Source organism: Rhizobium sp. Root1203, from assembly GCF_001424945.1.
GTDB lineage: Bacteria > Pseudomonadota > Alphaproteobacteria > Rhizobiales > Rhizobiaceae > Rhizobium.
Map to the genome: position 1 here is coordinate 23,157 of NZ_LMCW01000017.1, position 24,617 is coordinate 47,773.

At 59.4% G+C, this 24,617-nt stretch carries 27 protein-coding genes and 2 pseudogenes; 7 read left to right on the forward strand and 22 right to left on the reverse strand.

Going from position 1 to position 24,617, the window contains the following annotated elements:
- Positions 1 to 17 precede the first annotated feature (17 nt).
- From ASC97_RS18415 to nirK, 3 genes are all read right to left on the reverse strand, one after another.
- Positions 18 to 713: a Crp/Fnr family transcriptional regulator gene (locus tag ASC97_RS18415; RefSeq protein WP_057469800.1), complete on the reverse strand. Its 696-nt coding sequence runs from the start codon at positions 711 to 713 to the stop codon at positions 18 to 20.
- A complete protein-coding gene (locus ASC97_RS18420) occupies positions 703 to 1,662 on the reverse strand; it encodes an SUMF1/EgtB/PvdO family nonheme iron enzyme (RefSeq protein WP_057469801.1) in 960 nt (319 codons plus the stop codon). Before ASC97_RS18420 ends, ASC97_RS18415 begins: the two co-directional genes overlap by 11 nt.
- 77 nt (positions 1,663 to 1,739) lie before the next feature.
- Positions 1,740 to 2,891: a copper-containing nitrite reductase gene (gene nirK, locus ASC97_RS18425; protein WP_057469802.1), complete on the reverse strand. Its 1,152-nt coding sequence runs from the start codon at positions 2,889 to 2,891 to the stop codon at positions 1,740 to 1,742.
- Between the two features lie 201 nt (positions 2,892 to 3,092).
- Here nirK and ASC97_RS18430 point away from each other — a divergent pair, with 201 nt between their 5' ends.
- Complete coding sequence (locus ASC97_RS18430) at positions 3,093 to 4,307, forward strand: NnrS family protein (protein ID WP_057469803.1); 1,215 nt, start codon at positions 3,093 to 3,095, stop codon at positions 4,305 to 4,307.
- Between the two features lie 334 nt (positions 4,308 to 4,641).
- Here the strand turns inward: ASC97_RS18430 and ASC97_RS18435 are convergent, their stop codons facing one another.
- Genes ASC97_RS18435 through ASC97_RS18455 form a run of 5 tightly spaced genes read right to left on the reverse strand, consistent with a single transcriptional unit; the run spans position 4,642 to position 7,439 of the window.
- Entirely contained in the window at positions 4,642 to 4,926 is a 285-nt protein-coding gene (locus tag ASC97_RS18435; protein ID WP_057469804.1) for a DUF6522 family protein, read from the reverse strand.
- A gap of 33 nt (positions 4,927 to 4,959) precedes the next feature.
- Positions 4,960 to 5,265 carry a metal-sulfur cluster assembly factor gene (locus ASC97_RS18440; protein WP_057469805.1) on the reverse strand — a complete coding sequence of 102 codons (306 nt, stop codon included), beginning with the start codon at positions 5,263 to 5,265 and terminating at the stop codon, positions 4,960 to 4,962.
- Positions 5,252 to 5,779, reverse strand: a complete 528-nt coding sequence (locus tag ASC97_RS18445; protein WP_057469806.1) for a DUF2249 domain-containing protein — start codon at positions 5,777 to 5,779, stop codon at positions 5,252 to 5,254. The genes ASC97_RS18440 and ASC97_RS18445 overlap by 14 nt, the downstream gene beginning before the upstream one ends.
- Positions 5,763 to 7,136 carry a hypothetical protein gene (locus tag ASC97_RS18450; protein ID WP_057469807.1) on the reverse strand — a complete coding sequence of 458 codons (1,374 nt, stop codon included), beginning with the start codon at positions 7,134 to 7,136 and terminating at the stop codon, positions 5,763 to 5,765. The genes ASC97_RS18445 and ASC97_RS18450 overlap by 17 nt, the downstream gene beginning before the upstream one ends.
- Positions 7,137 to 7,151: 15 nt before the next feature.
- Positions 7,152 to 7,439: a DUF2249 domain-containing protein gene (locus tag ASC97_RS18455; protein WP_057469808.1), complete on the reverse strand. Its 288-nt coding sequence runs from the start codon at positions 7,437 to 7,439 to the stop codon at positions 7,152 to 7,154.
- A gap of 212 nt (positions 7,440 to 7,651) precedes the next feature.
- Between ASC97_RS18455 and hemN the strand changes: the two genes are divergently transcribed.
- A complete protein-coding gene (gene hemN / locus ASC97_RS18460) occupies positions 7,652 to 9,001 on the forward strand; it encodes an oxygen-independent coproporphyrinogen III oxidase (protein ID WP_057469884.1) in 1,350 nt (449 codons plus the stop codon).
- A 143-nt stretch (positions 9,002 to 9,144) separates the two neighbouring features.
- Here the strand turns inward: hemN and ASC97_RS18465 are convergent, their stop codons facing one another.
- From ASC97_RS18465 to ASC97_RS18490, 6 genes are all read right to left on the reverse strand, one after another.
- The gene (locus tag ASC97_RS18465; protein WP_057469809.1) at positions 9,145 to 11,031 is read right to left on the reverse strand and encodes a nitric oxide reductase activation protein NorD; all 1,887 of its coding nucleotides are present in this window, start codon (positions 11,029 to 11,031) and stop codon (positions 9,145 to 9,147) included.
- Positions 11,032 to 11,038: 7 nt separating this feature from the next.
- A complete protein-coding gene (locus ASC97_RS18470; protein WP_057469810.1) occupies positions 11,039 to 11,851 on the reverse strand; it encodes a CbbQ/NirQ/NorQ/GpvN family protein in 813 nt (270 codons plus the stop codon).
- A gap of 25 nt (positions 11,852 to 11,876) precedes the next feature.
- Positions 11,877 to 13,217 carry a cbb3-type cytochrome c oxidase subunit I gene (locus tag ASC97_RS18475; protein ID WP_057469811.1) on the reverse strand — a complete coding sequence of 447 codons (1,341 nt, stop codon included), beginning with the start codon at positions 13,215 to 13,217 and terminating at the stop codon, positions 11,877 to 11,879.
- A gap of 19 nt (positions 13,218 to 13,236) precedes the next feature.
- Positions 13,237 to 13,689 carry a c-type cytochrome gene (locus ASC97_RS18480; RefSeq protein ID WP_057469812.1) on the reverse strand — a complete coding sequence of 151 codons (453 nt, stop codon included), beginning with the start codon at positions 13,687 to 13,689 and terminating at the stop codon, positions 13,237 to 13,239.
- Between the two features lie 101 nt (positions 13,690 to 13,790).
- Positions 13,791 to 14,087 carry a cytochrome C oxidase subunit IV family protein gene (locus tag ASC97_RS18485; protein ID WP_057469813.1) on the reverse strand — a complete coding sequence of 99 codons (297 nt, stop codon included), beginning with the start codon at positions 14,085 to 14,087 and terminating at the stop codon, positions 13,791 to 13,793.
- Positions 14,084 to 14,632 (reverse strand): cytochrome c oxidase subunit 3, encoded by a 549-nt coding sequence (locus ASC97_RS18490; RefSeq protein ID WP_057469814.1) that lies wholly within the window; start codon positions 14,630 to 14,632, stop codon positions 14,084 to 14,086. The genes ASC97_RS18485 and ASC97_RS18490 overlap by 4 nt, the downstream gene beginning before the upstream one ends.
- A 97-nt stretch (positions 14,633 to 14,729) precedes the next feature.
- On the opposite strand from ASC97_RS18490, the gene ASC97_RS34710 reads away from it, so the two are divergent.
- A complete protein-coding gene (locus ASC97_RS34710; RefSeq protein WP_200959499.1) occupies positions 14,730 to 14,885 on the forward strand; it encodes a hypothetical protein in 156 nt (51 codons plus the stop codon).
- A gap of 3 nt (positions 14,886 to 14,888) precedes the next feature.
- The gene (locus ASC97_RS18495; protein WP_057469815.1) at positions 14,889 to 15,380 is read left to right on the forward strand and encodes a hypothetical protein; all 492 of its coding nucleotides are present in this window, start codon (positions 14,889 to 14,891) and stop codon (positions 15,378 to 15,380) included.
- Between the two features lie 56 nt (positions 15,381 to 15,436).
- On the opposite strand, the gene ASC97_RS18500 is transcribed toward ASC97_RS18495, so the two are convergent.
- The 6 genes from ASC97_RS18500 to napE are packed head-to-tail and all read right to left on the reverse strand — an operon-like array spanning position 15,437 to position 20,072.
- On the reverse strand, positions 15,437 to 16,144 hold the full coding sequence (locus ASC97_RS18500; protein WP_057469885.1) for a NapC/NirT family cytochrome c: 708 nt from the start codon (positions 16,142 to 16,144) through the stop codon (positions 15,437 to 15,439).
- A gap of 7 nt (positions 16,145 to 16,151) precedes the next feature.
- Complete coding sequence (locus ASC97_RS18505) at positions 16,152 to 16,652, reverse strand: nitrate reductase cytochrome c-type subunit (RefSeq protein WP_057469816.1); 501 nt, start codon at positions 16,650 to 16,652, stop codon at positions 16,152 to 16,154.
- Positions 16,622 to 19,126: a periplasmic nitrate reductase subunit alpha gene (gene napA, locus ASC97_RS18510; RefSeq protein WP_057469817.1), complete on the reverse strand. Its 2,505-nt coding sequence runs from the start codon at positions 19,124 to 19,126 to the stop codon at positions 16,622 to 16,624. Before napA ends, ASC97_RS18505 begins: the two co-directional genes overlap by 31 nt.
- A complete protein-coding gene (locus ASC97_RS18515; protein WP_057469818.1) occupies positions 19,101 to 19,385 on the reverse strand; it encodes a chaperone NapD in 285 nt (94 codons plus the stop codon). The genes napA and ASC97_RS18515 overlap by 26 nt, the downstream gene beginning before the upstream one ends.
- Positions 19,378 to 19,881 (reverse strand): ferredoxin-type protein NapF, encoded by a 504-nt coding sequence (gene napF, locus ASC97_RS18520; RefSeq protein ID WP_057469819.1) that lies wholly within the window; start codon positions 19,879 to 19,881, stop codon positions 19,378 to 19,380. The genes ASC97_RS18515 and napF overlap by 8 nt, the downstream gene beginning before the upstream one ends.
- Before the next feature lie 8 nt (positions 19,882 to 19,889).
- A complete protein-coding gene (gene napE, locus ASC97_RS18525) occupies positions 19,890 to 20,072 on the reverse strand; it encodes a periplasmic nitrate reductase, NapE protein (protein ID WP_057469886.1) in 183 nt (60 codons plus the stop codon).
- A gap of 375 nt (positions 20,073 to 20,447) precedes the next feature.
- On the opposite strand from napE, the gene ASC97_RS18530 reads away from it, so the two are divergent.
- Positions 20,448 to 20,609, forward strand: a complete 162-nt coding sequence (locus ASC97_RS18530; RefSeq protein WP_057469820.1) for a twin-arginine translocase TatA/TatE family subunit — start codon at positions 20,448 to 20,450, stop codon at positions 20,607 to 20,609.
- A gap of 34 nt (positions 20,610 to 20,643) precedes the next feature.
- On the opposite strand, the pseudogene ASC97_RS18535 reads toward ASC97_RS18530, so the two are convergent.
- A pseudogene (locus ASC97_RS18535) lies at positions 20,644 to 21,196 on the reverse strand (IS6 family transposase); the annotation flags it as partial.
- Between the two features lie 60 nt (positions 21,197 to 21,256).
- Here ASC97_RS18535 and ASC97_RS34060 point away from each other — a divergent pair.
- Positions 21,257 to 21,372: pseudogene (locus tag ASC97_RS34060) on the forward strand (DUF736 family protein); the annotation flags it as partial.
- Here ASC97_RS34060 and ASC97_RS18540 read toward each other — a convergent pair.
- Complete coding sequence (locus tag ASC97_RS18540) at positions 21,341 to 22,267, reverse strand: ferritin-like domain-containing protein (RefSeq protein WP_082530053.1); 927 nt, start codon at positions 22,265 to 22,267, stop codon at positions 21,341 to 21,343. The pseudogene ASC97_RS34060 and the gene ASC97_RS18540 overlap by 32 nt on opposite strands.
- Before the next feature lie 68 nt (positions 22,268 to 22,335).
- Here ASC97_RS18540 and ASC97_RS18545 point away from each other — a divergent pair, with 68 nt between their 5' ends.
- On the forward strand, positions 22,336 to 24,612 hold the full coding sequence (locus tag ASC97_RS18545) for a NosR/NirI family protein (protein WP_057469822.1): 2,277 nt from the start codon (positions 22,336 to 22,338) through the stop codon (positions 24,610 to 24,612).
- Positions 24,613 to 24,617: the final 5 nt, after the last annotated feature.

The window sequence follows — 24,617 nt, forward strand, 5'->3', positions numbered from 1 at the left end:
CAGCACCGGCACGGCCGCTACTCACGATCGCCGTCGGCTAGCTTCAGAAGACGTGCGGTGTCAGTCACCGTGAGCTTCTGCCGTCCGCCTTCCACGATGCCCTTTGACTCCCAGGCGCTCAGGATGCGCGACACCGTGTGAAGCGTCGTCCCCGTCATTTCGGCGATGTCCTGCCTTGAAATCGGAAAGTCGATGCGGATTCCCTCTTTAACGGCGCGCCCTGCCTGTTTCGACAGGCGCAGGACCGCATGCGCCACTCGCTTCTCGACCTCCTCGGTGGACATTTCGCGGATCCTGGTATGCGCCTCCTCGAGCCGCTGCCCGATCGTCTGCATCGCCGTCATCGCGAGACGCGGGTTCTGCTCGATGAAACGAGACCACATGTCCGTCGGCCAGCCGATGATAAGGCTCTCGGCCGCAGCTCGCGCCGTGCCCGGATAATCCGACCGCCGCAGAGCCATGGCGAAACCGAACAGATCTCCCGGATGCACCATCCGAACGATAATTTGCTGTCCATCCTGGGTAACCTGGGTGACCTTCAGCCTGCCATGAAGCAACAGGAAGAATGATTTCGCCTGAGCGCCTTGCTCGAAGACGGTATCGCCCTGGGCGACGCGGCGCGGCACGGCATGCTCCAGCATCGAATCCAGGTCGGCGTCCGTCATTCGCTCGAAGAGCGGCAACGACTTCAAAATTGTTCGATCAACCTTCATCGTTGCTCCGATCCTTTGGGCCACTTGCGAATGTGCCAAAGATGCCTGCTGCTGCTTTGCGCGCGAAAAATCCGGCGTTCTCAAGGATAGAGTGTCTTCGGACCAAGCGAAAGCCGAGATTGTCAGGGGGGCTGCCGACGGAACAGCCGCCGCCCTTCGGATTGCGGACAAAGCTGCTCATGGGGGCACGATGCTTGCCGGCCGCGATCATGATGCCGCAGTCCTTGGGATCTGGTTCCTCGGCCTTCGATGGGCTTCCAACGTCGATGCGCTTGTTGCAGGTCGTCGTCCACTCCCACACATTGCCGGCGAAATCGACGAGGCCCGTTTCACTGATTCCAAACGACCCTCGTGCCTGTGGCCGCGGGTCAGTCGCGGCGGCTCGGCGCGCCTCGCGCTCGTAGTCGGCCAACCAACGCGTCGCGGGATTCCTGTCGCCCAGGTCAATGCCAAGCGCGTCGTCGGGAAAGCGGTCGGCCGCAGCATAAGCGAGTTCGAGATCGGTCGGCAGGCGCCACTGCTCTCCGGTATGCTTGGACAACCACGCAGCATACTGCACGGCGTCGTCGTAGCTGACGCCTGTGACAGGAACGTCATCTTGCGACAGGCTGTCTCTTCCCTCAGCGGCAGAACAGAAACCATCCGCCACGCAGCGGTTGTATTCCGCAAGCGAAGTTTGGAACTTCATGATGTCCAGAGGCGTCCTCATCGCAAGGTCCCGTTTGGGAGCGTCGATTGCAAGGCCGTTTCGAAAGTATTCGGTCGCTTCGCGATAGGCGAAGGCACGAGGTGCCACGATCACGATTTCGGGCGAGGCGACAGTCGGTATCTGCTTGCCTGCAACGAACCCGGATTCCACCGCGACCGCTCCCGAAAGGACTGCAAGCAGAGCAAAAGGGATCGCGATGGATATGCCTGAAACTGCATCAGTCGCAGTATTGCGAGCCATGGTTCTTAACGCACGTGGCGCCTCTCTAAAAATGGTGCGCGGACCCACCCCAGCCCGCGCACCTCCCCGCCGCCAGCTCAACTTGCCGATGGGGCTCTGACCGAGGTCATGAGGTCGTCGTTCCACTCGCCGGTGACCTTGAAGTGGGCCGCGGCTCCCAGTTCGAACGCCTCGATGAGGTTGTGGTTCACGTAGGCGTATATGCCCGGCTGAGCGAAGGTGTAGACTGCCGCGCCTGCCGTACCGCCCGGTATGAACCAGGTTTCCTGATCGATGTCCGGCACGTTGTGAAACTTGCCGGTCGCCCATACGTACTCGCCATGACCGCCAATAAGGTGAGGACGTGTGTCGCGGTTAGCCTGCGAATGGATGATCAGGACAGTTTCGCCGACCTTGGCGGTCATTGCATTCTCGCCGGTCAGCGCCCCGACGGCGCCATTGAAAACGATGTGCGTCGGGGTCAGCGTCTTCATCACGGCGATGGTATCCTCGTAGGCTTCGCCGGGGCTGTCGTACTTCTTGAACTTACCGGTCTCGTCCCGCGGAATGTAGAAATCCTGCTCGCCGACGTAGTAGACCTTGTCGTAGACGATCGGCTTCCCGTGGCCATCGGCGAGCCCCTCGCGCGGCAGCACCATGATCGCGCCGTTCATGCCCGAGGTGACGTGCCAGGGAACCATTCCGGGAGGTGCGCAGTGGTAGACGAAAACGCCCGCCTTGTTCGCCTTGAAGCGAAGAACGGTGCTCTCACCCGGGTTGACGACGGTCAGTGCGCCCCCGCCAAGTCCGCCGGTCGCAGCATGGAAGTCGATGTTGTGCTGCATGGTGTTGGTCTCGGGGTTCACGAGCGTCAGCTCCACGTAGTCGTCCTGATGGACCACCATCAGCGGGCCTGGCACCGAACCGTCGAACGTCATCGCGTTGACTTCGGTCCCTTCCTTGTCGAGCACCATCTTCTTCTCTTGGATGGTGAGCGTGAATTCCTTGATCTTGGGGCCGCCTTTGGCGATCTGGTCGTGCGCGTGCACGAACGGTGGCTTCACAAGCTCAACCTTCTCACGCGGGAGCTTCGAAACGTCGACTTCGCTCTTGCGAGCCTTGAGCTTCTCCATCGAATGCGCGTCGTCAGCCTTCGCTGCATTGGTGGCGACGATGATTGGCGTTAATGCTCCGGCGACAGCAGCGCCGGTCAGCATCGTGCGCCGGGTCATTTGCATGTTATTGGTCATTTCCACTCTCCTGAAGTCGAGGACGGAGCGAACGCCGCCCGGTCGAAGTGAAAATTAGTGGAACGCCGGAAGAACTCTTTGATTTGGAGCAAACTGACAATTTGTGGTAGCGCAAAGTTCAACGAAGCTTCTTTGCGTAATCTCAACGACTGTTGTCTTTAAAGCCGGCATTGCTGCGTGATCAATTTGGAGACACTGATCATGCAGAAGACAATGGCAAAGGACGAACGCGTTCCGCGTGGAATGTCGCGCTCCGGACTTGTCCTCTTTTCCTACGGGTTTCGTCCTTTCTTTCTGGCGTCGGCATTGTGGGCGATCGTCAGCATCGATTTATGGGCCGCCTTCCTTCGATTTGGAATTCCGCTTGCAACAGAGTACGGGACGCTCCACTGGCACGCCCACGAGATGATATTCGGTTTCGCGCCTGCGATCCTGGCCGGCTTCCTCCTTACGGCAATCCCAAACTGGACTGGCAGGCTGCCGATTTCGGGGCGCCCTCTTGCGGTTCTCTTTTCAGTATGGTGCGCAGGCAGGGTCGCTATGCTGGCAAGCACGTCGATCGGGGTAGTTCCCGCCGTCGCAATCGACTGCCTCTTTCTGCCGGCCATGCTCGTCCTGTGTGCACGGGAGGTCGTCGCTGGCAAGAAATGGAAAGACTTGAAAGTGATCGCGGGGCTCGTGGTTCTATCGACCGCGAACGTGATCTTTCATGTCGACGTGATCATGGGGCATAATCCCGAGCTGCCCATCCGCCTCGGTCTCGGAGCTTATGTGCTGTTGGTGACGATCGTGGGCGGACGAATCCTCCCAAGTTTCACGCGGAATTGGCTGAACCAGTTCGGCCGAACAGAGTTTCCAGTTCCCTACAACCACTACGATGCCGCTACAATTATCGTTGGCGCCGCTTCGTTGGCCGCATGGGCCATCGCTCCAGAAGCCGTTCTGACCGGCTTTTGCGCCGCTGTTGCAGCGGTGATGAATGGGATCAGGCTCTATCGTTGGCGCGGGTGGAACGTCTGGCAGGAACCGATCCTTTTCGTGCTCCATGCCGCGTACGCTTTCGTGCCTCTCGGGTTCGCCGCCGTGAGCCTGGGTACAAAAGGAATGCCCCAGGTGGCCGTTCTTCACGTATTTGCCATCGGAGCAATCTCCCTCATGATGCTGGCCGTCATGACGAGGGCCACGCGCGGACATACCGGACGGAAGGTAAAATCGAGCCGATTTACCAACTCTTCCTATATCGTGTTGGGCGCAGTCGCACTTCTCCGGCCGACCGCCGAGCTGTTGCCGTCGCTCAGCACCGAGATACTGATGGCATCGGCGATCGGTTGGACAGTGGCCTTCTGCATGTTCGCGCATGAGCACGCTCCGTTTCTGTGCCGGGAACGGAAACCTTTGGGCGCTAAGGGAAATTGAAACCCGCGCGCGGCTGCAGTAAATTCGGCCGCGCGTTCTTTGAAGATAACGTTTGCGAAAGACGGACGCTTATAAAGCTGCCGTACGACACAGATCAGGTTGCGGCACAGGAGAGTGATCGCTGCTGTCTCGCTGCCTCCAAGATTGCCTCATGAAGCCGTCCACGTCGGATTTCCATCTTGGCGATTGGGCACTCAAGATCGAGCAAGGCACCCTTCGCCCATCAGCATAGATTGGATCCGCTCGCTCCGGAGCAGGCGATCTACCGTGCTCGTTCATACCAGTGGATAGCCGAAAGTGGAGCCGCCGTCGCGGTAGAACGGTGCCGCGCGTGTCACTCCGCTCCAGTCGAGCACACAGCCTGGCGGGAGGTCGATGAGGCGACAAATTTCGTCTCTTCACTCAGAACGCTGCCATCGGCGCCTACAATTGCTATCCACACCCTGTTGCCGAACCGAACGGTCAGGCGCGATCTTCCGAGGTCTTCGTTCTCACCAACCTCGACCCGGCTGCGGACAAGACCCTGGGTGATGTATTTTCGGAGCGTTTCGGCTTCGAGACCGAAGCGCGCGGCCAAGTGCGACGCGTCGACGGTCGGGGCGGCGAGGTCAATTTTCAAGGTTCCACCTCAACAGACCTGGATCGATCCGCGTCATAACGGCTCCAGCGAGAACAAGGCCGCCATCTCCGGCGACCACGGGGGATCATATACGAGGTCAACAACGACCTCGGTCACACCGTTGATTTGTTCGACCCGATTTCTGACGGCACCCACAATGAAGCCTGAGGCCGGACAGAAGCGCGTGGTGGTCGTCATCTTGATCTTCACGACGCCGTTCTCGTGAATGTCGAGCCCGTACACCAGTCCAAGATCGACAATTCCGGTACCGACTTCCGGATCCTCGATTTCGCGAAGCGCATCAAGAACCGTTTCCTGGGTGAGGCTAGAGCTGGTCATTGGTAGCATCCACCGGCGTCGCCCTGATCATGATCCGGTAAACCTTTCCCGTTTCATCGAAATTTCCAACCCATTCGTGCCCGCGTTCCTTCAATTCGCCAAACAGGAACACCGGCTCCCTGTTGAGGAGCGCAAAGAGGACCTCTCCGCTCTTCATGCTCTCCAGTCTGGAAAGAATTCGTTCCATCGGTTCAGGTGGGGCGAGATCGGTAAGGTCAAGGTTCCAGGTCGGATCCGGCCATATCGCCTCCGTCTGCGTCACAGCATCCGCAGCCTTCAGCGCCGGCTCGTGTGGAACGAAGTCGATTTCCCAGTCGTCGTCGGCAAGGCGTCTGGAAGCGTGCGCAAAGCCACGCTGTTCGAGCTGCTTGATCAAGGGAACCGGCTCGAATATCACGTGCAGCCGCACGCCTTCGCCCGGATCAAGACCTGCGAACGTATCCATGATCAGTTGGAAGGGCATCCCGCCGTCACGCAGGATCTGTCGAACATCGAGTTCACGAAGCTGAACCATTGGCGTTACCTCTGTGGTTGGCGGCGACAAACAGCGCCGGCTGTTGAAATGGTGCCCTCTTGGTGGCTGCCTCCACATTTACAAGAGATCGTGCTAGCACGAGTTCGACGGCGAGGGCAGCCGTGGCAAATGTCTGAACAATGGCCGCGACTTGAAATCCGAAGTCGGATCTGACGGCAATCGCAACCGAGGCGGCAATGACCGCGAAGTAGAAGGTGCCGAGCCAGGCAGCCGCGCGGCGCCCTTTTATCAAGTCGCCTAGCCGAGGCGTCGGCCTGCGGCCCAGGAGAGGGCCGTAGGCTTCGATCCAGGTCAAAAACGGAACGATCTTGAGGAGCTGAGCCAGGCCCAGGCCGGTCAGCCAGCCGAAGACGAACAGATAGGTTACTGCCGTCAAGACTTCCGTTCCGGCATGTACGAGGAGAGCAACCGCAAACATCGGAACGGAAACCGCCAGGAAGGCGAAAGCCGGTAGGGATCCGGTCGTGTTCAACTCCAGCCCTTTACGCCGCCGCGAACGATAGGTCTTGGCCAGCTCTACCAGATAGGCGGCAACCGTACACTGGAACGCCAGTGCGGCCAACAAAAGAACCGTCCGACCTATGGTTGGCTCGAACGTGGTGCAGACAGCCGCGACCGCCAGCATCGAGACCCCGATCCATCCTGTTTGACGAATGAACGCCGAATTGTTCATGTCGTCCGACAGCAGGAACATTGGCAGCAGCTTGTAGCTCACGCCGATGGCCGCGAACGTCATCCATCCAAAGAGGCCAAAGCTGGCGTGATAGGGGACGGCATTGGCTACGAATTCGACGACGCTGGACGCTTCAATCAGACCGGAGATGGTAATTGCAAAGAGCGTTCCGAAGGCAGCAGCAATGAAGAGGCACGCAATTCCGATCAGGACGAGTGGCGAGGCCGCGTGCATCTCTCTCCCGCGCCAAAGGACTGAAAATAGCACAAGACCGATCGATAGGATTGAAACTGCCAAGGTCACCGAAGCCGCGATCATCGTCGGACCTGCTGCGGCGGATCCGGCGTCGATCAATCGAAAGCCGAAGAGGAGCAGCCCTAACCCGGCGACGAGCCCTGCGAGGCTGGGCATATCGAGCCGACTGGTCGGCAAGCTCAGGCCCGTCAACACCGGCGCGAACTGGAGGAGCGCACCGATCATCAGAAGAGCGAGCCAGCCGAGGGTTATCGAATGCACGATGATGAGAGCATGGGGCTCGGCCACATTAGACGATGGCACCCATGCTCCTGCCGAAAGCAGGCTTTCGGCGAACAGCAGAAAGACGAGCGCCGCGCCGAAATACGACATTGTCCAACGCGACAGAGTTGTGCCCACGGGCATCATCGCGCATCTCCGAGGTTAGTGGCTGCCGCAGCAGCAGTCGCAGCCGGAGTCCAGCCGGGTAATTTCAACGCGCCAGACCTCAGGACCCTGTTCGAGATATTCCCAGGCAAACTTCCCAGGGAACGCCGTCTCAAGCTGGTAGTGCAGCGGGCGGGGTTCGTGGTCGCTTGTGATAAAGAGAGCGCCGCCCGGCGTCAGGGTGCCGAGGGTTCCAAAGATGCGGGCGTGACGTTCGGCGTGAGGGAGAATCCGGACATCGATATGTGGGGCTTCGGCGGGGGTGGTCGTTTGCGCGTCAGTCATCTTGATTGGTTCCTCTTGCCGCAAGCTTGACAACTGACAGGACCGCGGCTCGTCCACATGTCATGAGCCCACGATAGGCGGCATCGATCGGCCCGACTTTGACGGCGAACAAATATCAACGAATTCGCGGCGGCCCCGTAGTTGATTTAGGACAAGGAACCTCGATCGGATCGCGCCCATAAGACATCATGACCTTTATGAAGGATGCCAAGATGTCAGATTTGGTTGCCAAGTACGGCGACGCGCGCCTTCCGCGCTACACTAGCTACCCGACCGCACCAGCCTTCGCAGCGACGGTCGGACCTGACGACTACGCCAACGGCCTTGCGACCGCGGCAAAATCCGGGCCGGTCTCCCTCTATCTTCACGTTCCCTTCTGTCGCTCCATGTGCTGGTACTGCGGCTGTCACACCACCATCACCCGGCAGGATGCGCCAGTCCTGGACTACCTGGAGGTCATGAACCAGGAAATAGAACTCGTCTCGTTCGCCGCGGGAAATACCCTGCCGGTGAAGAACGTCCATTTCGGGGGCGGCACGCCCACCATCATGAAGCCGGAAGAATTCTCTGCACTGATGCGAAAGCTCCGGAGCGCGTTTCAGTTCGAGGACGACGCTAGTGTCGCCGTTGAAATCGATCCACGAACACTACAGCCTGCAATGATCGAGGCGCTGGGAGAAAATGGGGTCGATCGCGCAAGCCTTGGTGTGCAGAGCTTCGATCCAGTTGTCCAGCGCGCGATCAACCGGATACAAACCTTCGAACAGACCCAGGCGGCTGTCGCAGGGCTGCGCACCTACGGCGCGTCGAGCATAAACTTCGATCTGATCTACGGGCTTCCGCATCAGACCGTCGAATCCTGCATATCGACCGTCAGGCTCGCCACTGAACTGAGACCCGAACGATTTGCGGTATTCGGCTATGCGCACATCCCCGCCTTCAAGAAACACCAACGCCTGATCGACGAGTCCGCGCTTCCCGATGCTCGCCAGCGCAACGAACAAGCGGAAGCTATCGCCGAAGAGCTCGTGGCAGCGGGCTACGTCCGGATTGGCCTCGACCACTTCGCACTTCCCGGCGATCAGCTTGCGGTCGCTTCCCGCTCCGGCGTGCTTCGTAGAAACTTCCAAGGCTATACGACCGACGAGTGCGATACATTGATTGGCCTCGGCGCTTCGGCGATCGGTCGTTTGCCGTCCGGATACTACCAGAACCATGTGCCCATCGGTCGGTACGCAGAGATGGTTGCGTCGGGTGTCCTTCCCACGGCGAAGGGATACGCGCTCACCGATGAAGACAGGCTGCGGGCCAAGGTCATCGAACGTCTCATGTGCGATTTCGAGGTTGACCTGTCAAAACTAAGCGAAGAGGCAGGCCATGACGTCCGCTACCTGCTGGAGAGGAACGAACGGCTTCAGGACTTGGTCGCCGACGGCGTTGCAGACGTCGTCGAGGGTCGGGTAACTGTGTCCCAGGACTCGCGGTTCATGGTGCGCGCCGTCGCCGCTGCGTTCGACGCCTACCTCGGGTCCTCCGGGAGAACTCACAGCAAGGCCGCGTAAGCGGGCAATGCCGGGGAGCACCATCCCCGGCTTGCCACCTTTGGCAATCGAGCACAGGACCGCCGCCGATGGAGTGATCACTCGCCGTGCCTGCCTCGTCCCAGCGATCTACTTCAGGCGTGCGTTGCTCGGCGCCTGAACGCTCACTTCGTCAAATTGCGATAAATTGCGGGAAGTGCGCTTGGCAGCTTGGAGATATCCGACACGAGGGCGAATCCCGCCCGGCCGAAGATGGCAGGAAGGTAGTCGCCCGCATCGTGATCGACGGTGACGGCGAAGACCGCCTGTCCCTTGCCGCGCGCTTCCATGACCGCCTTGCGGCAATCCTCAAGGGCAAATCTGCCCTCGTAGTGATCGACGTCGTTCGGCTTTCCGTCCGTCAGGATGAGAAGGAGCCGTTTTCGTGCACCCTGCGCGTCGAGCTGCTTCGATGTATGGCGAATGGCTGCCCCCATGCGGGTGTAATAGCCTGGCTTCAGGTTGGTGATGCGCCTTGCCACTGCATGTGAAAACCTCTCTCCGAAGCCCTTGACCGTGTCGATCCGGACCCAGTCCCGACGACGCGACGTGAATGTGTTGATTGAAAACCGATCGCCGCAGGCGTCGAGACCGCGCGCGAATACGTCGAGCGCCTGCATCTCCACGTCGAGAACTCTTCTGTTATCGATCCATGAGTCGGTCGATAGCGACACGTCGACCAATATGGACGTTGCCAGCTCGTGTGCTGCGGGGTGGGCAGATTCGTAAATGCGGTCGTCGGGTTGCCCCGTGGCGACCAGATCGACGCGCGAGCGGACGACAGCTTCGACGTCGAGTTCGTCGCCATCCAATTGTGCCCTGCGGATTTCTCGCTTCGGGCGCAACGTTTCGAACTGACGCCTGACTTTGCGGACAACGGCCTGATCGGTTGCGATCGGCTTCTCGTCCTCTTCCGAGGCCATTCCAACGACGACCCTGCAATGGTCCTGCAGGTATTCACGCTTTCGAAAATTCCACTCTGGATACGTCAATTCCGCCTGTATCCGCGATGGATCGAATGCTTCGGGTGAAAGGTCCAAATCGAAGTGGAATTTCGACTTTGGGCGCTCCTTCGTCTCGCTGAGGGTGATTTCATCTAGCTCCTCGGCGGCGCTGCTGTCTTCGTCCTCGCGGTCATCCGTTGGACGATCGACGTTGACCATCTCCGCCATCGCGAGAATTTTCTCGAAACGGTTGAGAATAAACGGATCGCGCTTCCGGTCGCTGGCGTCTTTCTTTCGCTTGGCCTCATGCGGCGATCGGTCGGCTTTGCCATTGTTGCCTTCCGACGGGAGATCGTCACGATCAGACGGCTCACATTCCGCCTTGCCGGCGAAGTCCGGCCAGATTGGAAGAGATAGCATCGGAAGGTAACCCGGAGGTGCCGCATCGATCGCGGGTCGCGAATTTCCGGGGAGCGAATGCTCCAGAGGAAAGGAAAGCGCGGTGCGGACAAACTCCTCGATCCGGCGTTCGACTCTTGGAAGCTTGCCGCGGGTTCGACACGCGAGTATCGCATGGGCGAGACGGGCGTATCGCTCTCTCATGCCAGGAAAAATCGCCACGACGAGAGCGGAGTTTCGTCGACCAGCCTCAATTCCAGCGATGTCGGCAAGCGCCGGATCGCTCGTGGTCCGTCCCGGTTCCGGGGCGACCGCGACGTATGCGGCGAGCCAGAAATAGAGCTCCCTGTTGAGTGAGCGATCCTCGAACAGGTCGATAACTGCCGGAAGGTGAATGGCGGAACCGTCCCACGTCGGGTGGTCGGTCCGCTCTTCGCCGAGGCCGACCACCTGCCGGAGCCGTAACCGATGCAGAGAGGTCTTTTGTCGTGATTTCTGGATCTGCAAGGTCGACCCGCCGCCGAATGCACGAAAGCAGACGGCGAGTTGAGACTTGAGATCGGCCAGGCACACGGCATGCGCCGGATGCCTCGGCCAGGAGCTGGTGTCGCCGACAATACGGTGCCACGCGCGCCCGACAGTCTCTTCGAGTTCCAGAAATTCGAGCATGGTTCACCTATCCAAACGTCGCCTTGGCGATTTCCACCAGGGCGGCTTTCACATCGGGCTCGTCCGTGAGTGGTTCGATGATCGCCGCCCGTACGGCCTCGGCAGTCGGCAATCCTGCCTCGATCAGGGTTGCGCAGTAGATCAGGAGGCGTGTGGAAACGCCTTCTTCGAGATCTTGCCCCTTCAGGACCCGTAGACGACGCGCAAGATCCACGAGCGGGGCCACTTTGCTTTCCTGCAGTCCGCTTTCGAGCGCGACCGTCACGATCTCCTGATCTCGAGGAAGGAAATCGAACTCGATGGATACGAAACGCTGCCTGGTGCTGGGCTTCAGCGCCTTCATCAGGTTCTGGTAGCCCGGATTGTACGAAACGACGACCATGAAGCCCGGCTGAGCTTCCAGAAGCTCGCCGGTTCTTTCCAGCGGAAGGATGCGGCGATCGTCTGTGAGCGGATGGAGAACCACCGCCACGTCCTTGCGTGCCTCGACGATTTCATCGAGATAGCAGACGCCGCCGTTGCGTACAGCACGAGTCAACGGCCCGTCGACCCACACGGTTTCCCCGCCCTTCAGCAGATATCGACCTGTCAGGTCGGCCGCAGTGAGGTCGTCGTGGCAGGATACGGTGGAAACGGGAAGCCCGAGACGTGCAGCCATGTGATGGACGAACCTGGTCTTTCCGCATCCAGTCGGCCCTTTGAGGAGGACAGGGAGTTGCCGGGTCCATGCGCTTTCGAAAAGGCCACATTCGTTGCCCTGGGCCGTGTAGTGCGGAATTTCGGTGTTTGGATTGAGAGGGGATTTGAGAGCTATCGTCATATCAGATCTCCATGGGGGAGCCCGCCTATTCGGCGGGCTGGGCTACAACGTTGGCTGCACGGCGACCTCCGGGGACGAGTACCGACCAGATGAACATGATTGCGCTTGCGAACACGAAGATCCCGGAGCCGAGCCTGACCCAGTAGAACATGCTGAGCTGGTCCTGGACGTCCATGTAGGATTCACCGAGTACTCTCTGCAGGTGGACCTGGATGATGCCGGCGAAGGTAAGCGCGAAGGTCATGACCGACATGGCGCCGCACATGATCCAGAAACTGCTGATCGAGAGCCACTGATTGTAAGGTGCGCGGCCTTTGATCTGCGGGATCGCATAGGCCATCGCGGCAAGGTTCAGCATCACATAGGCGCCGAAGAAGGCGAGGTGGCCGTGCGCGGCGGTGACCTGCGTGCCGTGGGTATAGTAGTTCACCGAAGACAGCGTGTGCAGGAACCCCCAGACGCCCGCCCCGAAGAAGGCCATGACGGAGCAACCGATCGACCACAGGAGCGCGGCCTTGTTCTCATGCTTTCTTCCCGCGCGCCACGTCATGACGAAGGTGAAGGCGACCATGGTGAAGAAGGGCGCGACTTCCAGCGTCGAGAAGAGCGAGCCGATCCACTGCCAGTATCCGGGAGCGCCGATCCAGTAATAATGGTGACCCGTGCCGAGGATGCCGGAGAAGAGAGCAAGGCCGACGATGACATAGAGCCACTTTTCGACGACTTCCCGATCGATGCCGTTGAGCTTGATCATCAGGTAGGCAAGAACTGACGCCATGATCAATTCCCAGACGCCTTCCACCCACAGATGCACCACGTACCACCAGTACATCTTGTCCAGTGCCAGGTTGATCGGGTTGTAGAAGGCAAACAGGAAGAAGATCGCCACGCCCCAGAGACCGAACAGCAGAATGTTGGTGATCGTCGTCTTTCTTCCCTTCAGCGCGGTCATGGTGACGTTGAAGAGGAACATCAGCGCAACGATGACGATGCCGACCTTGATCGCAAACGGCTGCTCAAGGAATTCGCGGCCCTCGTGGATATGGAAGAGGTAGCCGACGACAGCGACCGCTGCGGCGACCAGGAAGATCCAGAACTGGGCGACAGCCAGCTTTCGACTATAGAGCTCGGTCTCGCACTCTTCCGGAAGGAGAAAGTAGGTCGTACCCATGAAGCCCATCAGGAGCCACACGATGAGCGCGTTCGTATGGATCATACGGACGATGTTGAAGGGCAGCTCGACGGACAGGGTGTTCGGTAGCACGTAGATCGTGCCGGCCAACACGCCGAACAGGAGCTGCGCCATGAAAAGGCCGAGTGCTCCGTAAAAGTAGAGCATGGCGACGCTTTGTGTCTTGTATTTCATTGGTTAATCCTCTCGCCCCTCAGCCGGCTTGGTTTGGCGGCCAATTCTGCGTCTTCATCTTGCTGACCCACTGGAGGAAATCCGCGAGATCATTCACTTCTTGGTCGGTCAGGTTGAACTGGGGCATCTGCCTCCGGCCCTCGATCCCTGAGGGCTGCGCGGCCATCCAGGCATGCAGCGCGTCGCGTGCACTTGAGGGATCCTTGTCTCCGCCCCAGCGAATCCAGACATTGGAGAGTTCGGGGGCGAAGTAGGCGCCTTCGCCGTCAAGCGTATGGCAGTTGATACAGGCGTTTTTCTCCCAGATATGCTTGCCTCTCGCCACGCTTTCCGTAAGCGTGGTCTCGTCGGTGGAGACGGTTCGAATATAGTAGTGGCTGTGCGCCGTGAGGCCCACGAAGATCGCGAAGAAGAAGGCCGACCCGCCGTAGAACACGTTGCGGGCCGCGGTTTTTGTTAGGCGTTCAGCCATTGATTGTCCTTTCGTGCCAGTGGCGGATACGCCGTGACGTCGGAAACCGAGCCAGTGGCTCGCGATGATCTAGATGGCCGAAATCGCCAAACGGATCTTTGTTAATTCGCAAACACAGCCGAAGATGCGAAAACCTTCGCCAAGGCGATCAGAAGCACGGCCGCGGCCCAGGCGATCAATGCCGGTCTCATTCGTGAGCGGTTGTGTCGCAAGCCGAGGAAATCGAGGGCGACGAGGCGCACTTTCAGCAAGGCAAGTGTGGCGACCGTGACCGCTACGGCCGGTTTTGCCGACGCGTTGGGAAGGAGCACCGACACCGCAAAGACACTGAGCGTGAGAATCATGAGATAGAACAGTGCGCGCTGCGGATTGACCGCATTCTGCCTTGTCTTGTTCATACCAAATAGACCACCGGAAACATGACAAGCCAGACAATGTCGATCACGTGCCAGAGTGTCGTGATCAGGTGCACGTTCTGGCGTGAAGGGAATTTCGCCACGAGAAGGAGCACGAGCGATCCAAAGGCGACATGAGCCAAATGAAAGCCAGTGAGAAGGATATAGAGCTGCGCGAAGACGTCCGTTGAAACCAGCGAGGCGCCTTCCAGCCAATACTCGCAGATCTTCAGGCTCAGGAACACGAGGCCACCGACCGACGACGCCAGCAACCCCAGTCGCTGTTGCCGTCCGCTCTGGTTTGCTGCCGCGGCGGCGAACCAGCCGCTTGCCAGCAGCACGGTCGTGTTGATAACCGGAAGGATCGGATGGAGCCTGGCCTTGCCGGCTGCGAACTCTCCGGGTTGCAGCCACGACGCGACGACGAATGACGTCAGCAGGGCTGCGAATACAACGAGCTCGCTCCAGGCGAGAATCCATGTGAGCAGGTCGTCGCCGGATGGTTCTGCCGCGCAAGCGTCTCTGTCTGTCGAAATGATCGCCGTCATGCCCGCGAGACTATTTACGCGGTGACACTCCGTCTTTGATCGATCGCAAAGAACACCTCGTTCGACGTTCCTATAGTCACGGCAATAGGAGACCCAGATGACGGACGCACAGATAGGACTTTCGATAGCGACCCCGGTGATCGTGATATTCGCGATAACGCTCTACCGCATGGGGGTCCTCCAAAGAACCGGCGTCGTCTCTGCCGTCATCGCAGCAATCGCGATCGCAGCCAGCCTGTTCTTGCAAAGGTAGGACATGAAAAATCTAAGACCTGATATCTTTTCGGAGCTTGAGGCCTGCTACGGTCAGCTCATAGCATGGTGCGACCTTCTCGAAGCGATCGCAGACTTTCTGCCCTGCCATGTCGACGAGAGACTTTGCGATACAATCACCATCGGACTCGTCCCTCTGCTCGTCACCAGCCATCAACTAGAGGAACGATTGGTTTCCAGGGGACTTGGGCTGATCATGCACGGCGACGAGCTCGCGGAAGCGGACGAACGTCGGAGAACAAGCAGGCTCCTTGACCATGACGCCGCACAAGAGGTCGTCGAGACGCTCCTGTCTCTGCAGGTCGGGACATGCAGGTTTTCGTGGGACGCCGTGGGATATCAGCTTCGCTCGTTCTTCGGCTCCATGCGTCGGCATATTCGATCCGAGCGTGAAATCATGAGCCTGATCAAGAGGGCGATCGCGGAAAACGGTGATCGCCAGGAAACCGGTGTCGCGGCGACCGAGGCGGCGTGATTGAGACATGCAGCGCCGGCGAGCCGGAGGCCACTCCGGTTCGGCTGGCGGGCGGGTTACTCGGTCGCTTCAGCCGAAAACATGTGCGCCTTGGCGATTGCGTCCTGCAGGTCGTCTATGGGGGTCGCATTCACCATTTTCTTGCCCTCCAGTTCCTTGGGGATCTTCCAGCCCGGATCGATACCTTCCATGTTCGGGAGCTCATGGGCGATACCTTTATGGCAGTCGATGCAGGTAGCTTGACCCGACAGGAGGTACCGCGTGTGTATCTCGGCGGCGCGTTGCGTCTGCTTCTGAAGGTCCATTGCCACTGAGGAATGGCAGTTGCGACATTCAAGGCTGTCGTTCGCCTTCATGCGCGCCCATTCATGCTGAGCCAATTCCAGCCGCTTTTCGAGAAACTTGGAGCGGGTATTGATGGTGCCGAATATTTTGCCCCAAACTTCCTTCGAGGCCTGCATCTTGCGTGCGATCTTGTCCGTCCACTGATGTGGCACGTGGCAGTCGGGACAGGAGGCCCGAACGCCTGATCGATTTGAAAAATGGATGGTGCGGGAGAGCTCCTGGTACACGTTATCGTGCATCTCGTGACAGGAGGTACAGAACTTCTCGGTGTTGGTGATTTCCAACGCGGTGTTGAACGCGCCCCAGAACATGACGCCGCCGATGAAGCCACCGAGCGTCAGGACGCCCAGGCCGATTGTCGCCGCAGGCGTCGTCAGGATCGACCACGCCCATAAAATAGCTTTCTTGATCCACGCGATCATGCTGTCACTCGCTTCCGGCAGGCCTGAAGCCCAGCTCGCTCATATCCTTGAACTCGCTGGGGACCAGCGGCTGAGTGTCCGCCTGCGGAACATGGCAGGCGGTACAGAAATAACGACGGGGGGAGACGTCCGCCAGCATCTGCCCATCACGCGTCATGTAGTGCGTGACGCTTATCATCGGGGCTCCGCTGTCTTGTGTGAACTCACGCTTGTGACAGGAAAGGCAACGGTTGGCGTTGACCGACAGCTCGTAGCCTTCGATGGAATGCGGGATGATTGGTGGCTGGTCCGGATAGGCGCGCATTTTGCGCTTGTCGTCAATGATCCACTTCGGCAGGGGCTTGGCCGCCCCTGTCTCCATCGAAGGTGTCGGCCCCTGGAGCTGTGGGACACCCTGCTGCATGACCTGCCCAAGGGCAGCCGTCGAAAGAAATACGATAAGACCTGCAGCAAGCACCTGCCATTCCGGTCGCCTTAGACGGCGGGAAGAATCTTGACCGCGCATTTTTTGAAATCCGTCTGTTTGGAGATGGGATCGGTGGCGTCGAGCGTGACCTTGTTGATCAGCTGGCTCGCGTCGAACCAAGGGACGAAAATCACCCCGGCCGGCATTCGGTTCCTGCCCCGAATATCGATACGCGAGCGGATTTCGCCACGTCGGGAAACGATACGCACCTCGGCGCCTTGGTTGATGCCGCGCTTGCGTGCGTCCTCGGCGTTCATGAAACATCGGGCGCCGGGAAATGCTCGATAGAGCTCAGGCACCCGCATGGTCATCGATCCGGAATGCCAGTGTTCGAGAACACGACCTGTAACCAGCCAGAAATCGAACTCGTCGTCCGGAGATTCGGCGGGCGGCTCGTAGGGAGCGGCCAAGATAACCGCCTTGCCGTCGGGCTGGCCGTAGAACTTCACACCTTCGCCCGGCTTCACGTAGGGATCGTAGCCTTCGCGGTATCTCCATCGGGTTTCCTGGCCGTTGACGACCGGCCACCGCAGGCCACGCACTTCATGATACATGTCGTATGGCGCAAGGTCGTGGCCATGGCCGCGCCCGAACGAGGCGTACTCTTCGAACAGGCCTTTTTGAATGTAGAAGCCAAAATCCTTGGCTTCGGCATTGTCGTACTCCGCGTTGATCTCGCTCAGCGGGAACCGATCGACCTCTCCGTTCTTAAACAGCACGTCGAACAGGGTCTTTCCGCGGAATTCTGGGTTGGCATCGAGGAGGTCCTTCGGCCAGACCTCGTCCGTGGTGAACCGCTTCGAGAACTCGACGAGCTGCCACAGATCCGACCGTGCCTCGCCCTTTGCCTGGACGAGCTGGTGCCAGACATGGGTTCGTCGCTCGGCGTTGCCGTAGGCGCCTTCCTTCTCGACCCACATTGCAGCCGGAAGAATGAGATCTGCGCTCATCGCGGTGATGGTCGGGTAGACATCCGAAACGACGACGAAGTTGTCCGGATTCCGATAGCCCTGCCAGGTCTCGTTGCTGGTGTTCGGCCCTGCCTGGACGTTGTTGTTGACCTGCACCCAGTAGAAATTAAGCTTGCCGTCCTTCAGCATTCGATCCTGCTGCACGGCATGGTAGCCAGGCTTGTCCGGAATGATACCATGCGGGACCCGCCAGATTTCCTCGGCATGCTTGCGATGCTCCGGGTTCGTCACGACCATGTCGGCCGGGAGACGGTGCGCGAAGGTTCCTACCTCGCGGGCCGTACCGCATGCGGATGGCTGGCCGGTGAGCGAGAAGGGACTGTTGCCCGGTTCGGAGATCTTCCCTGTCAGAAGATGCAGGTTGTAGACCATTTGGTTCGCCCAGACGCCGCGGACGTGCTGGTTGAACCCCATCGTCCACAGCGACATCACCTTGCGACCCGGATCTGCGTAGAGCTCCGCCAACTGTTCAAGGAATTCCGGGTCCACGCCTGTCAGTTTGGATGTCTTTTCCAACGTGTACTCGGCGACGAACTCTTTGAAGGCATCGAAGTCCATTGGTTCGGTCTTGCCGGGATCCTTGGAGTTTGCGGCGTTGACTTCGACGGGATCGTCTGGACGCAGACCGTAGCCGATATCGGTGGCGGCCCTGGCGAACTTGGTATGGTCCCTGACGAAAGCCTCGTTGACGCGGCCAGTCTTGATGATGTGATTGGCGATGTAGTTTAGAATTGCCAGGTCAGTTCCTGGCTTGAAGACGATAGGGACGTCGGCGAGGTCCATGCTCCGATGGGTGAAGGTCGAGAGCACGGCTACGCGAACATGGGGCTGTCCAAGCCTTCGATCGGCGACGCGCGTCCAAAGAATTGGATGCATTTCCGCCATGTTCGATCCCCAGAGCACGAAGGCGTCCGCGTTCTCGAAATCGTCGTAACAGCCCATCGGCTCGTCCATACCAAAAGTGCGCATGAAGCCGTAGGCGGCCGAGGCCATGCAGTGCCTTGCATTTGGATCGAGGTTGTTCGAGCGGAAACCCGCCCGCATCAGCTTCGTGGCGGCATATCCTTCGAATATCGTCCACTGCCCTGAGCCGAACATGCCGACCGCGGTCGGCCCCTTTTCCTTCAGTACCCGCTTGCATTGCTCCGCCATGATATCGAAGGCTTCGTCCCAACTAATGGGTTCAAATTCCCCGTCCTTCGCATAAGCGCCATTCCGCTTTCTGAGCAGCGGCGTCTGGAGCCGATCCTCGCCGTACATGATCTTGGACAGGAAGTAGCCCTTGATGCAGTTCAGGCCGCGGTTGACTTCCGCCTGCATGTCGCCGTGCGTGGCGACGACCTGCCCCGCTTTCACACCGACCATGACACCACATCCCGTGCCGCAGAACCGGCAGGGCGCCTTGGACCATTTTATCTGCAGCGCACCGACGCCGCCCGGCACGGGCTGCGCCCCGGCGGGGAGGGCGATGCCCGCTGCCGTCGCCGCGATGGCGGCGGCCTGCGCCTTGAGAATGTCACGTCTGTTCAACTCCACTGCCATGCTCGTCTGCCTCCTCCTCGACATGCTCGAAGACCATGTTCGCAGCGATCACTCCGTTCATGAGTGAGATCTGCGAGAGACGATCTCCCAGCATTCCGGTGCTAGTTCCTTCGATGACGATCACGATCTTGCCGCCGGCATGACCGTGAACTTCTACGTTCTCCATGCCAGCCAGCGCATCGAGCACGGCCTGCGTGCTGGATGGCATCGTGGCGACAACGGCGCTCGAAATATGATATCGCGATGACGGCTCATGCATCGGCCATCTCCACGTTGCGGGGTGCAATCGCGATTGCCCCGATGGGGCAGACAGCCAGGCACGCGCCGCATCCGTTGCAGAGATCAGCACTGAGGTCGGGAACGAATGGGCCGCCAATGCGCGGGCGGAACCGAATTGCCTGTTGCGGGCACACTTCGCCACAAGACTGGCAAGCAACGTTCTGCTTTGCGAGGCAGCCGTCGCCGACCGAGGCGATGTGACGAAACCGATCTACTGAACCAGATGCAAAGACCGGCTCCGGACAGGCCTCCTTGCATTCGCCGCAGAACGTGCATTCGCCCTGCATGAAATCCAGCGACGGCAATCCGCCGATCAGACGGATTATGTCGGTGGGACATCGCTCTGCGCATTGTCCACACCCGGTACATGCCTCAAGAAGTGTTTCGATGGTTGCACCGGGTGGACAAATTCCGGCGTACGGCTCAGTTCGATGGCCCAAGAGAAGCTGGCGTCGGGAGATCGAGGGCTGGGACATGGCGACCCTCAGTGCAGGGACGCCGGCGGCCCTGGAGGGCCGAAGACGATCTGGAACATCCACACGAGGAACCCATAGCCCCCCACGACGCCCACTGCGACGAGAGGCCATATTCCAAATGCCAATATCAGAAAAACGAGGAGCTCGACCCGACGCCGCGAACGCGGGTCCTTGTGTACAAGTTCAGACATTGCGACCTCCCTCACAACCAAGGATATCATAGGATTCCAGTCACGAATAGCAACGATTGCACGAAAAATGCGCCCCTCGCGGCCGAGAGAACACATGATTTCGCTCGCTGTCTTTGAGCTAGCGCAAATAGGACAGCCGGATTGCGCCATGCACAGAAACTCCGATCAACGAGACTGCCAGCCGGTCTGGCGCGTGCCTAGCGTCCGACATCGACCGCGTGTTCGCGGCGACCAAGGATCGTGCCCCAGTTTGATCTTCGGAAGCGTCGTCGTGATTGCGCTACCTCAACGAACTGTGTGCCAACCTCTCTAAGATGAGGCCACTTTCAACCCGCCGAGGGTGGGGTGCAGGCAAAAGGTAGTGGAGTTTTAGACATGGGTTCATTCAGCGCATGGCATTGGCTAATCGTCCTAGTAGTGGTCTTATTGTTCTTCGGGAAGGGCAAGATCCCTGAGCTGATGGGCGATCTCGCCCATGGCATTCGTGCGTTCAAAAAGGGCGTGGAAGACGAGAAGGACGACACCTCTCTCAGTTGACGCCAGAGGCGGCGGGAGTTCTATCGGCGACGTCGAACCGCTGCACGCTGCCGGCTGATGGGAAACCCTGCATTATGCGTTCCCGCTTTCGCAGTGGCAGATGGGAACCTTCCGCTCGATTGTTGAGGCCTTTGTGGGACCTGTGCTCGACAGCCGACATAAGGTCACGCTTGGCCGCGCTATACGAACGGTTGGTCGGTGATGATCCCCTTGGGCGGCATGCCTTCTTTCTTCAGCAGCCTGATCAGCAATCGTCTCGCGGCTTTCGTATCGCGCCGGCTTTGAACGATCTCATCGCGAACGTAGCCGTCCTGGTCAACGGCACGCCAAAGCCAGTGTTTGCGGCCGGCGACGGGAACACGTCGTCCAGATGCCAGACGTCACGGTCCGCCGGCCGTCGGCGGCGGATTTGCTTCGCGTAGCCTGGTCCGAATTTCCGACCCCATCGCCGGATCGTTTCATACGAAACGACGATGCCGCGCTCCAGCAACAGTTCCTCGACAAGCGTGGCTCAGCGGGAACCGAAAGTACAGCCAGACCGCATTCGAGATGATCTGTCGCGGGAAACGGTGACGCTTGTAGCTGATGGCTTCATCCCACCAGCTCTACGCAACACTCACTGACAGCAGGTTTAAGTGACAACACCGGGCCCGCAGTTCCGCGTCTACGCCGGTAGCGTTGAACTCGGCGCAGCCTGGCAGAAGACCTCCGAGGCCGCGACTACCTCTCGGTCAAGCTCGACGATCCGAGCTTTCCGGCTCCGGCGCCGTTCCGTCCCGCAATGCCAGCAGGGTCGCAACTAACTGGCCCGCAAATAGCTGGGCACGAATTCGGTCCTGCTCATCGCTTGACCGCTCGGCCGCGACCAAGTGAAAGTCCAGCAGGACTTCTGTCAATGCCGTGGCCGACATGCTCGCCAAGTTCGCGGGACGATCGAAGTCCAGCGTGCGATCCCCCAATTTCACGGCGCGCTCCCGAGCCTGTTGCGCAAGGACCGCCAACTTCTCCGCGCTTGAATGGTCGTGCCCGACCAACCGTTGAAGACTGATTTCAAGCAATTGTTCAATGCGCGCAATCGAGATGGCCCTCGAGGCACCGATCTTCCTGTCTGCATGGAAGGCGAGCCGGCGCTCGCGGCGGAGGGTCGACATGTGCCCTAGTTCCTCTCTCGCCATGCGCTCTGCAGCTTGGGCGATTTCCCCGGTAGGAGCGTGTGCGGAGATGTATATCCAGAACAGGAATGCGCGTTCTTCGTTGCGCACTGCGACGGAGAAGGCTCGATAGGCAGAGACGAGTTCGGGGTCCGCCAGATCCATCCCTTCCTCGTCAAACACTTCCTCCGACATGAGGGGGATACCCTCGCTGGCAACCTCGGCCTGACCGCGCCAGGCCTCAACGGATGCGAGGTGTTCACGTTCCTCGGTGGCAAGCCTTTGAAATACCGACACAAGTTCCGGCTTTCTATTCCTCATGTGTCGCGCCAATGCTTCGTAGCTCTCGATTGCCTCCAGTTCCATAGCCTTCGCCGTGGCAAGCAGCTCGGCAATCGAATTGATCGACGCTGGCTCGTTTTTCAGGTTCGCCATCTTGTCCTCCGCTCGGGCGCCATTTCGATGCGTAGGGATATCAGAACGATCAGGTTCGAGTTTGATAAGCATCAAAGAGTGTCTGCTGCCCGGCGACTATTGTCCCGACCGTAATCGCCAACGACGGAACGCGCCGGGACATGCCATTGCCTTCAACTCTCCTCATTCGATCATGGGTCCGGGCACTGTTCGTATCACTGGTGGTGTTGTCGTCGCCATTTACCGCCAACGCAGGCGACCAGCTTTCGAGCTATCTCCAGAAAGTTCAGCCGTCCGAGCTTTTCGCCGGCGCGGACTCCTTTGGGCCGCCGCAAGGAGAGCCCCCGATCGCGCCAGTTCTTCGAAACGGGGCGGCGCTCGGCTACGCATACCTGAATTCAGATTTTACGGCATCGACCGGCTACTCCGGCAAGCCCATCCATATCGTGGTCGGGATCACGTCCGCGGGTGTCGTCAGCGGAATCAAGCTTGTAGACCACAAGGAGCCGATCGTGCTGATCGGGATTCCGCAAGGTCGCGTCGTAGCGGCGCTCAATTCTATCATTGGCAAGGATTTGGGAAGAGTCGCTGCGGGCCTTGACCGTCCGCCCCAGGTCGACATCGTCAGCGGTGCCACTGTGACGGTTCTGGTCATGGGCGACAGCGTCATTCGCTCTGCGGTCAAACTTATCCGTTCGCATCGGCTGGACACACAGCAAGCCGCCAAAACGCCGGCCACAGCTGACATACGGAGCGTTGATAGTGCGAAGTCCGGCGTCGAGGACTGGCAGACGCTTGTCGGAGATGGCTCCATCCGAAGCCTCCGCCTGACCGTCGGGGAGGTTTCGGAGGCGTTCCGGACGGCCAGGCAGGATGCGGCGGCAAACAATCCCGAGACGACACCGGATACCGAACGGTTCATCGATCTCTACGTCGCCCCAGTCAGCGTCCCGGTCATCGGCAGAAGCCTTCTGGGCGATGCTCTTTACGACCGCCTGCGCAGCCGGTTGAAACCCGACCAGTCGGCGATTTTGGTCGCCGGAGACGGAGCCTACTCGTTCAAGGGCTCAGGCTACGTCAGAGGCGGAATTTTCGACAGGATCGAGCTTGTTCAAGACGGGCAAGGCGTTCGTTTCCACGATCATGACCATACCCGCATTCCGACGCTCGCGGCAGCCGGCGCGCCGAAGCTGCGCGAAATTGCTCTTTTCCAGGTGCCAAAGGACTTCACCTTCGATGTGACGGCGCCTTTCGAACTTCAGCTGCTGGTCCAGCGTACGATGGGCGCGCAGAAGGCGGTGCTGCCCTTCAACATCGGATACTCGCTGCCGGACATCTATGTGAAGGTCGACCGGGTGAACCAGACGCAGCCGCCAGCAACTGCGGCGTCGCCTCAGGATGTACCCGCCGAGGCCACCGGAAGCGATATCGACAATCAGCTTTGGATCACGATCTGGCAGTCAAGCAGGACGAAGATCGCTATCACGCTAGCGGCCGTCCTCGCTTTGACCGCCATCTTCTTCTTCCAGGACTGGCTGGTGCGCCGTCCCAAACTGTTCGGATACGTTCGCACGGGATTCCTCCTGTTCACACTTTTCTGGCTTGGCTGGTATGCGAACGCGCAGCTTTCCGTCGTAAACGTCCTGACCTTCGCGAATGCGGTCGTGTCGGGTTTCAACTGGCAGTTCTTCCTCGCCGCACCTCTTATATTTCTGCTTTGGGCCGCGGGCGCGGCCGCGCTCCTGTTCTGGGGGAGGGGCCCGTTCTGCGGGTGGCTGTGCCCCTTCGGTGCGTTGCAAGAGCTCACAAACAACTTGGCCAAAAAGCTTGGCGTTCCCCAAGTGAAGCTGCCGTGGGGCCTGCACGAGCGCCTCTGGCCTGTGAAGTACATCGTTTTCCTCGGGCTGTTCGGTGTCTCGTTCTACTCGATGGCTCTCGCGGAGCAACTCTCCGAGATCGAGCCATTCAAGACGGCGATCATCCTCAAGTTCGCACGCCAATGGCCGTTCGTACTGTTTGCGCTCTCCCTCCTTGTCGCAGGCCTTTTCGTCGAACGTTTCTACTGCAGGTACCTATGTCCGCTGGGTGCGGCACTGGCCATACCCGGTCGGATCAGGATGTTCGAATGGCTCAAGCGGTGGCCCGAATGCGGCTCCCCTTGCCAGCGCTGCGCCAAGGAATGTCCCGTTCAGGCTATCCATCCCGAAGGACAGATCAACGTCAATGAATGCATCTACTGCATGCATTGCCAGGAGCTTTACCAGGACGATCAGCGCTGCCCGCACATGATTCAGGTGCGGCTCAAGCGCGAGAAATTCATGGCGCTATCGACGCCTGAATCGAGGGGCGAAACACCTGCGAAGAAGCAGAGGGTTGAAGTGACCTACAAGGGTGCCCCGATCAAGAAAACCGAGACCTCGTCGGACCAACCGGCCTGACATGT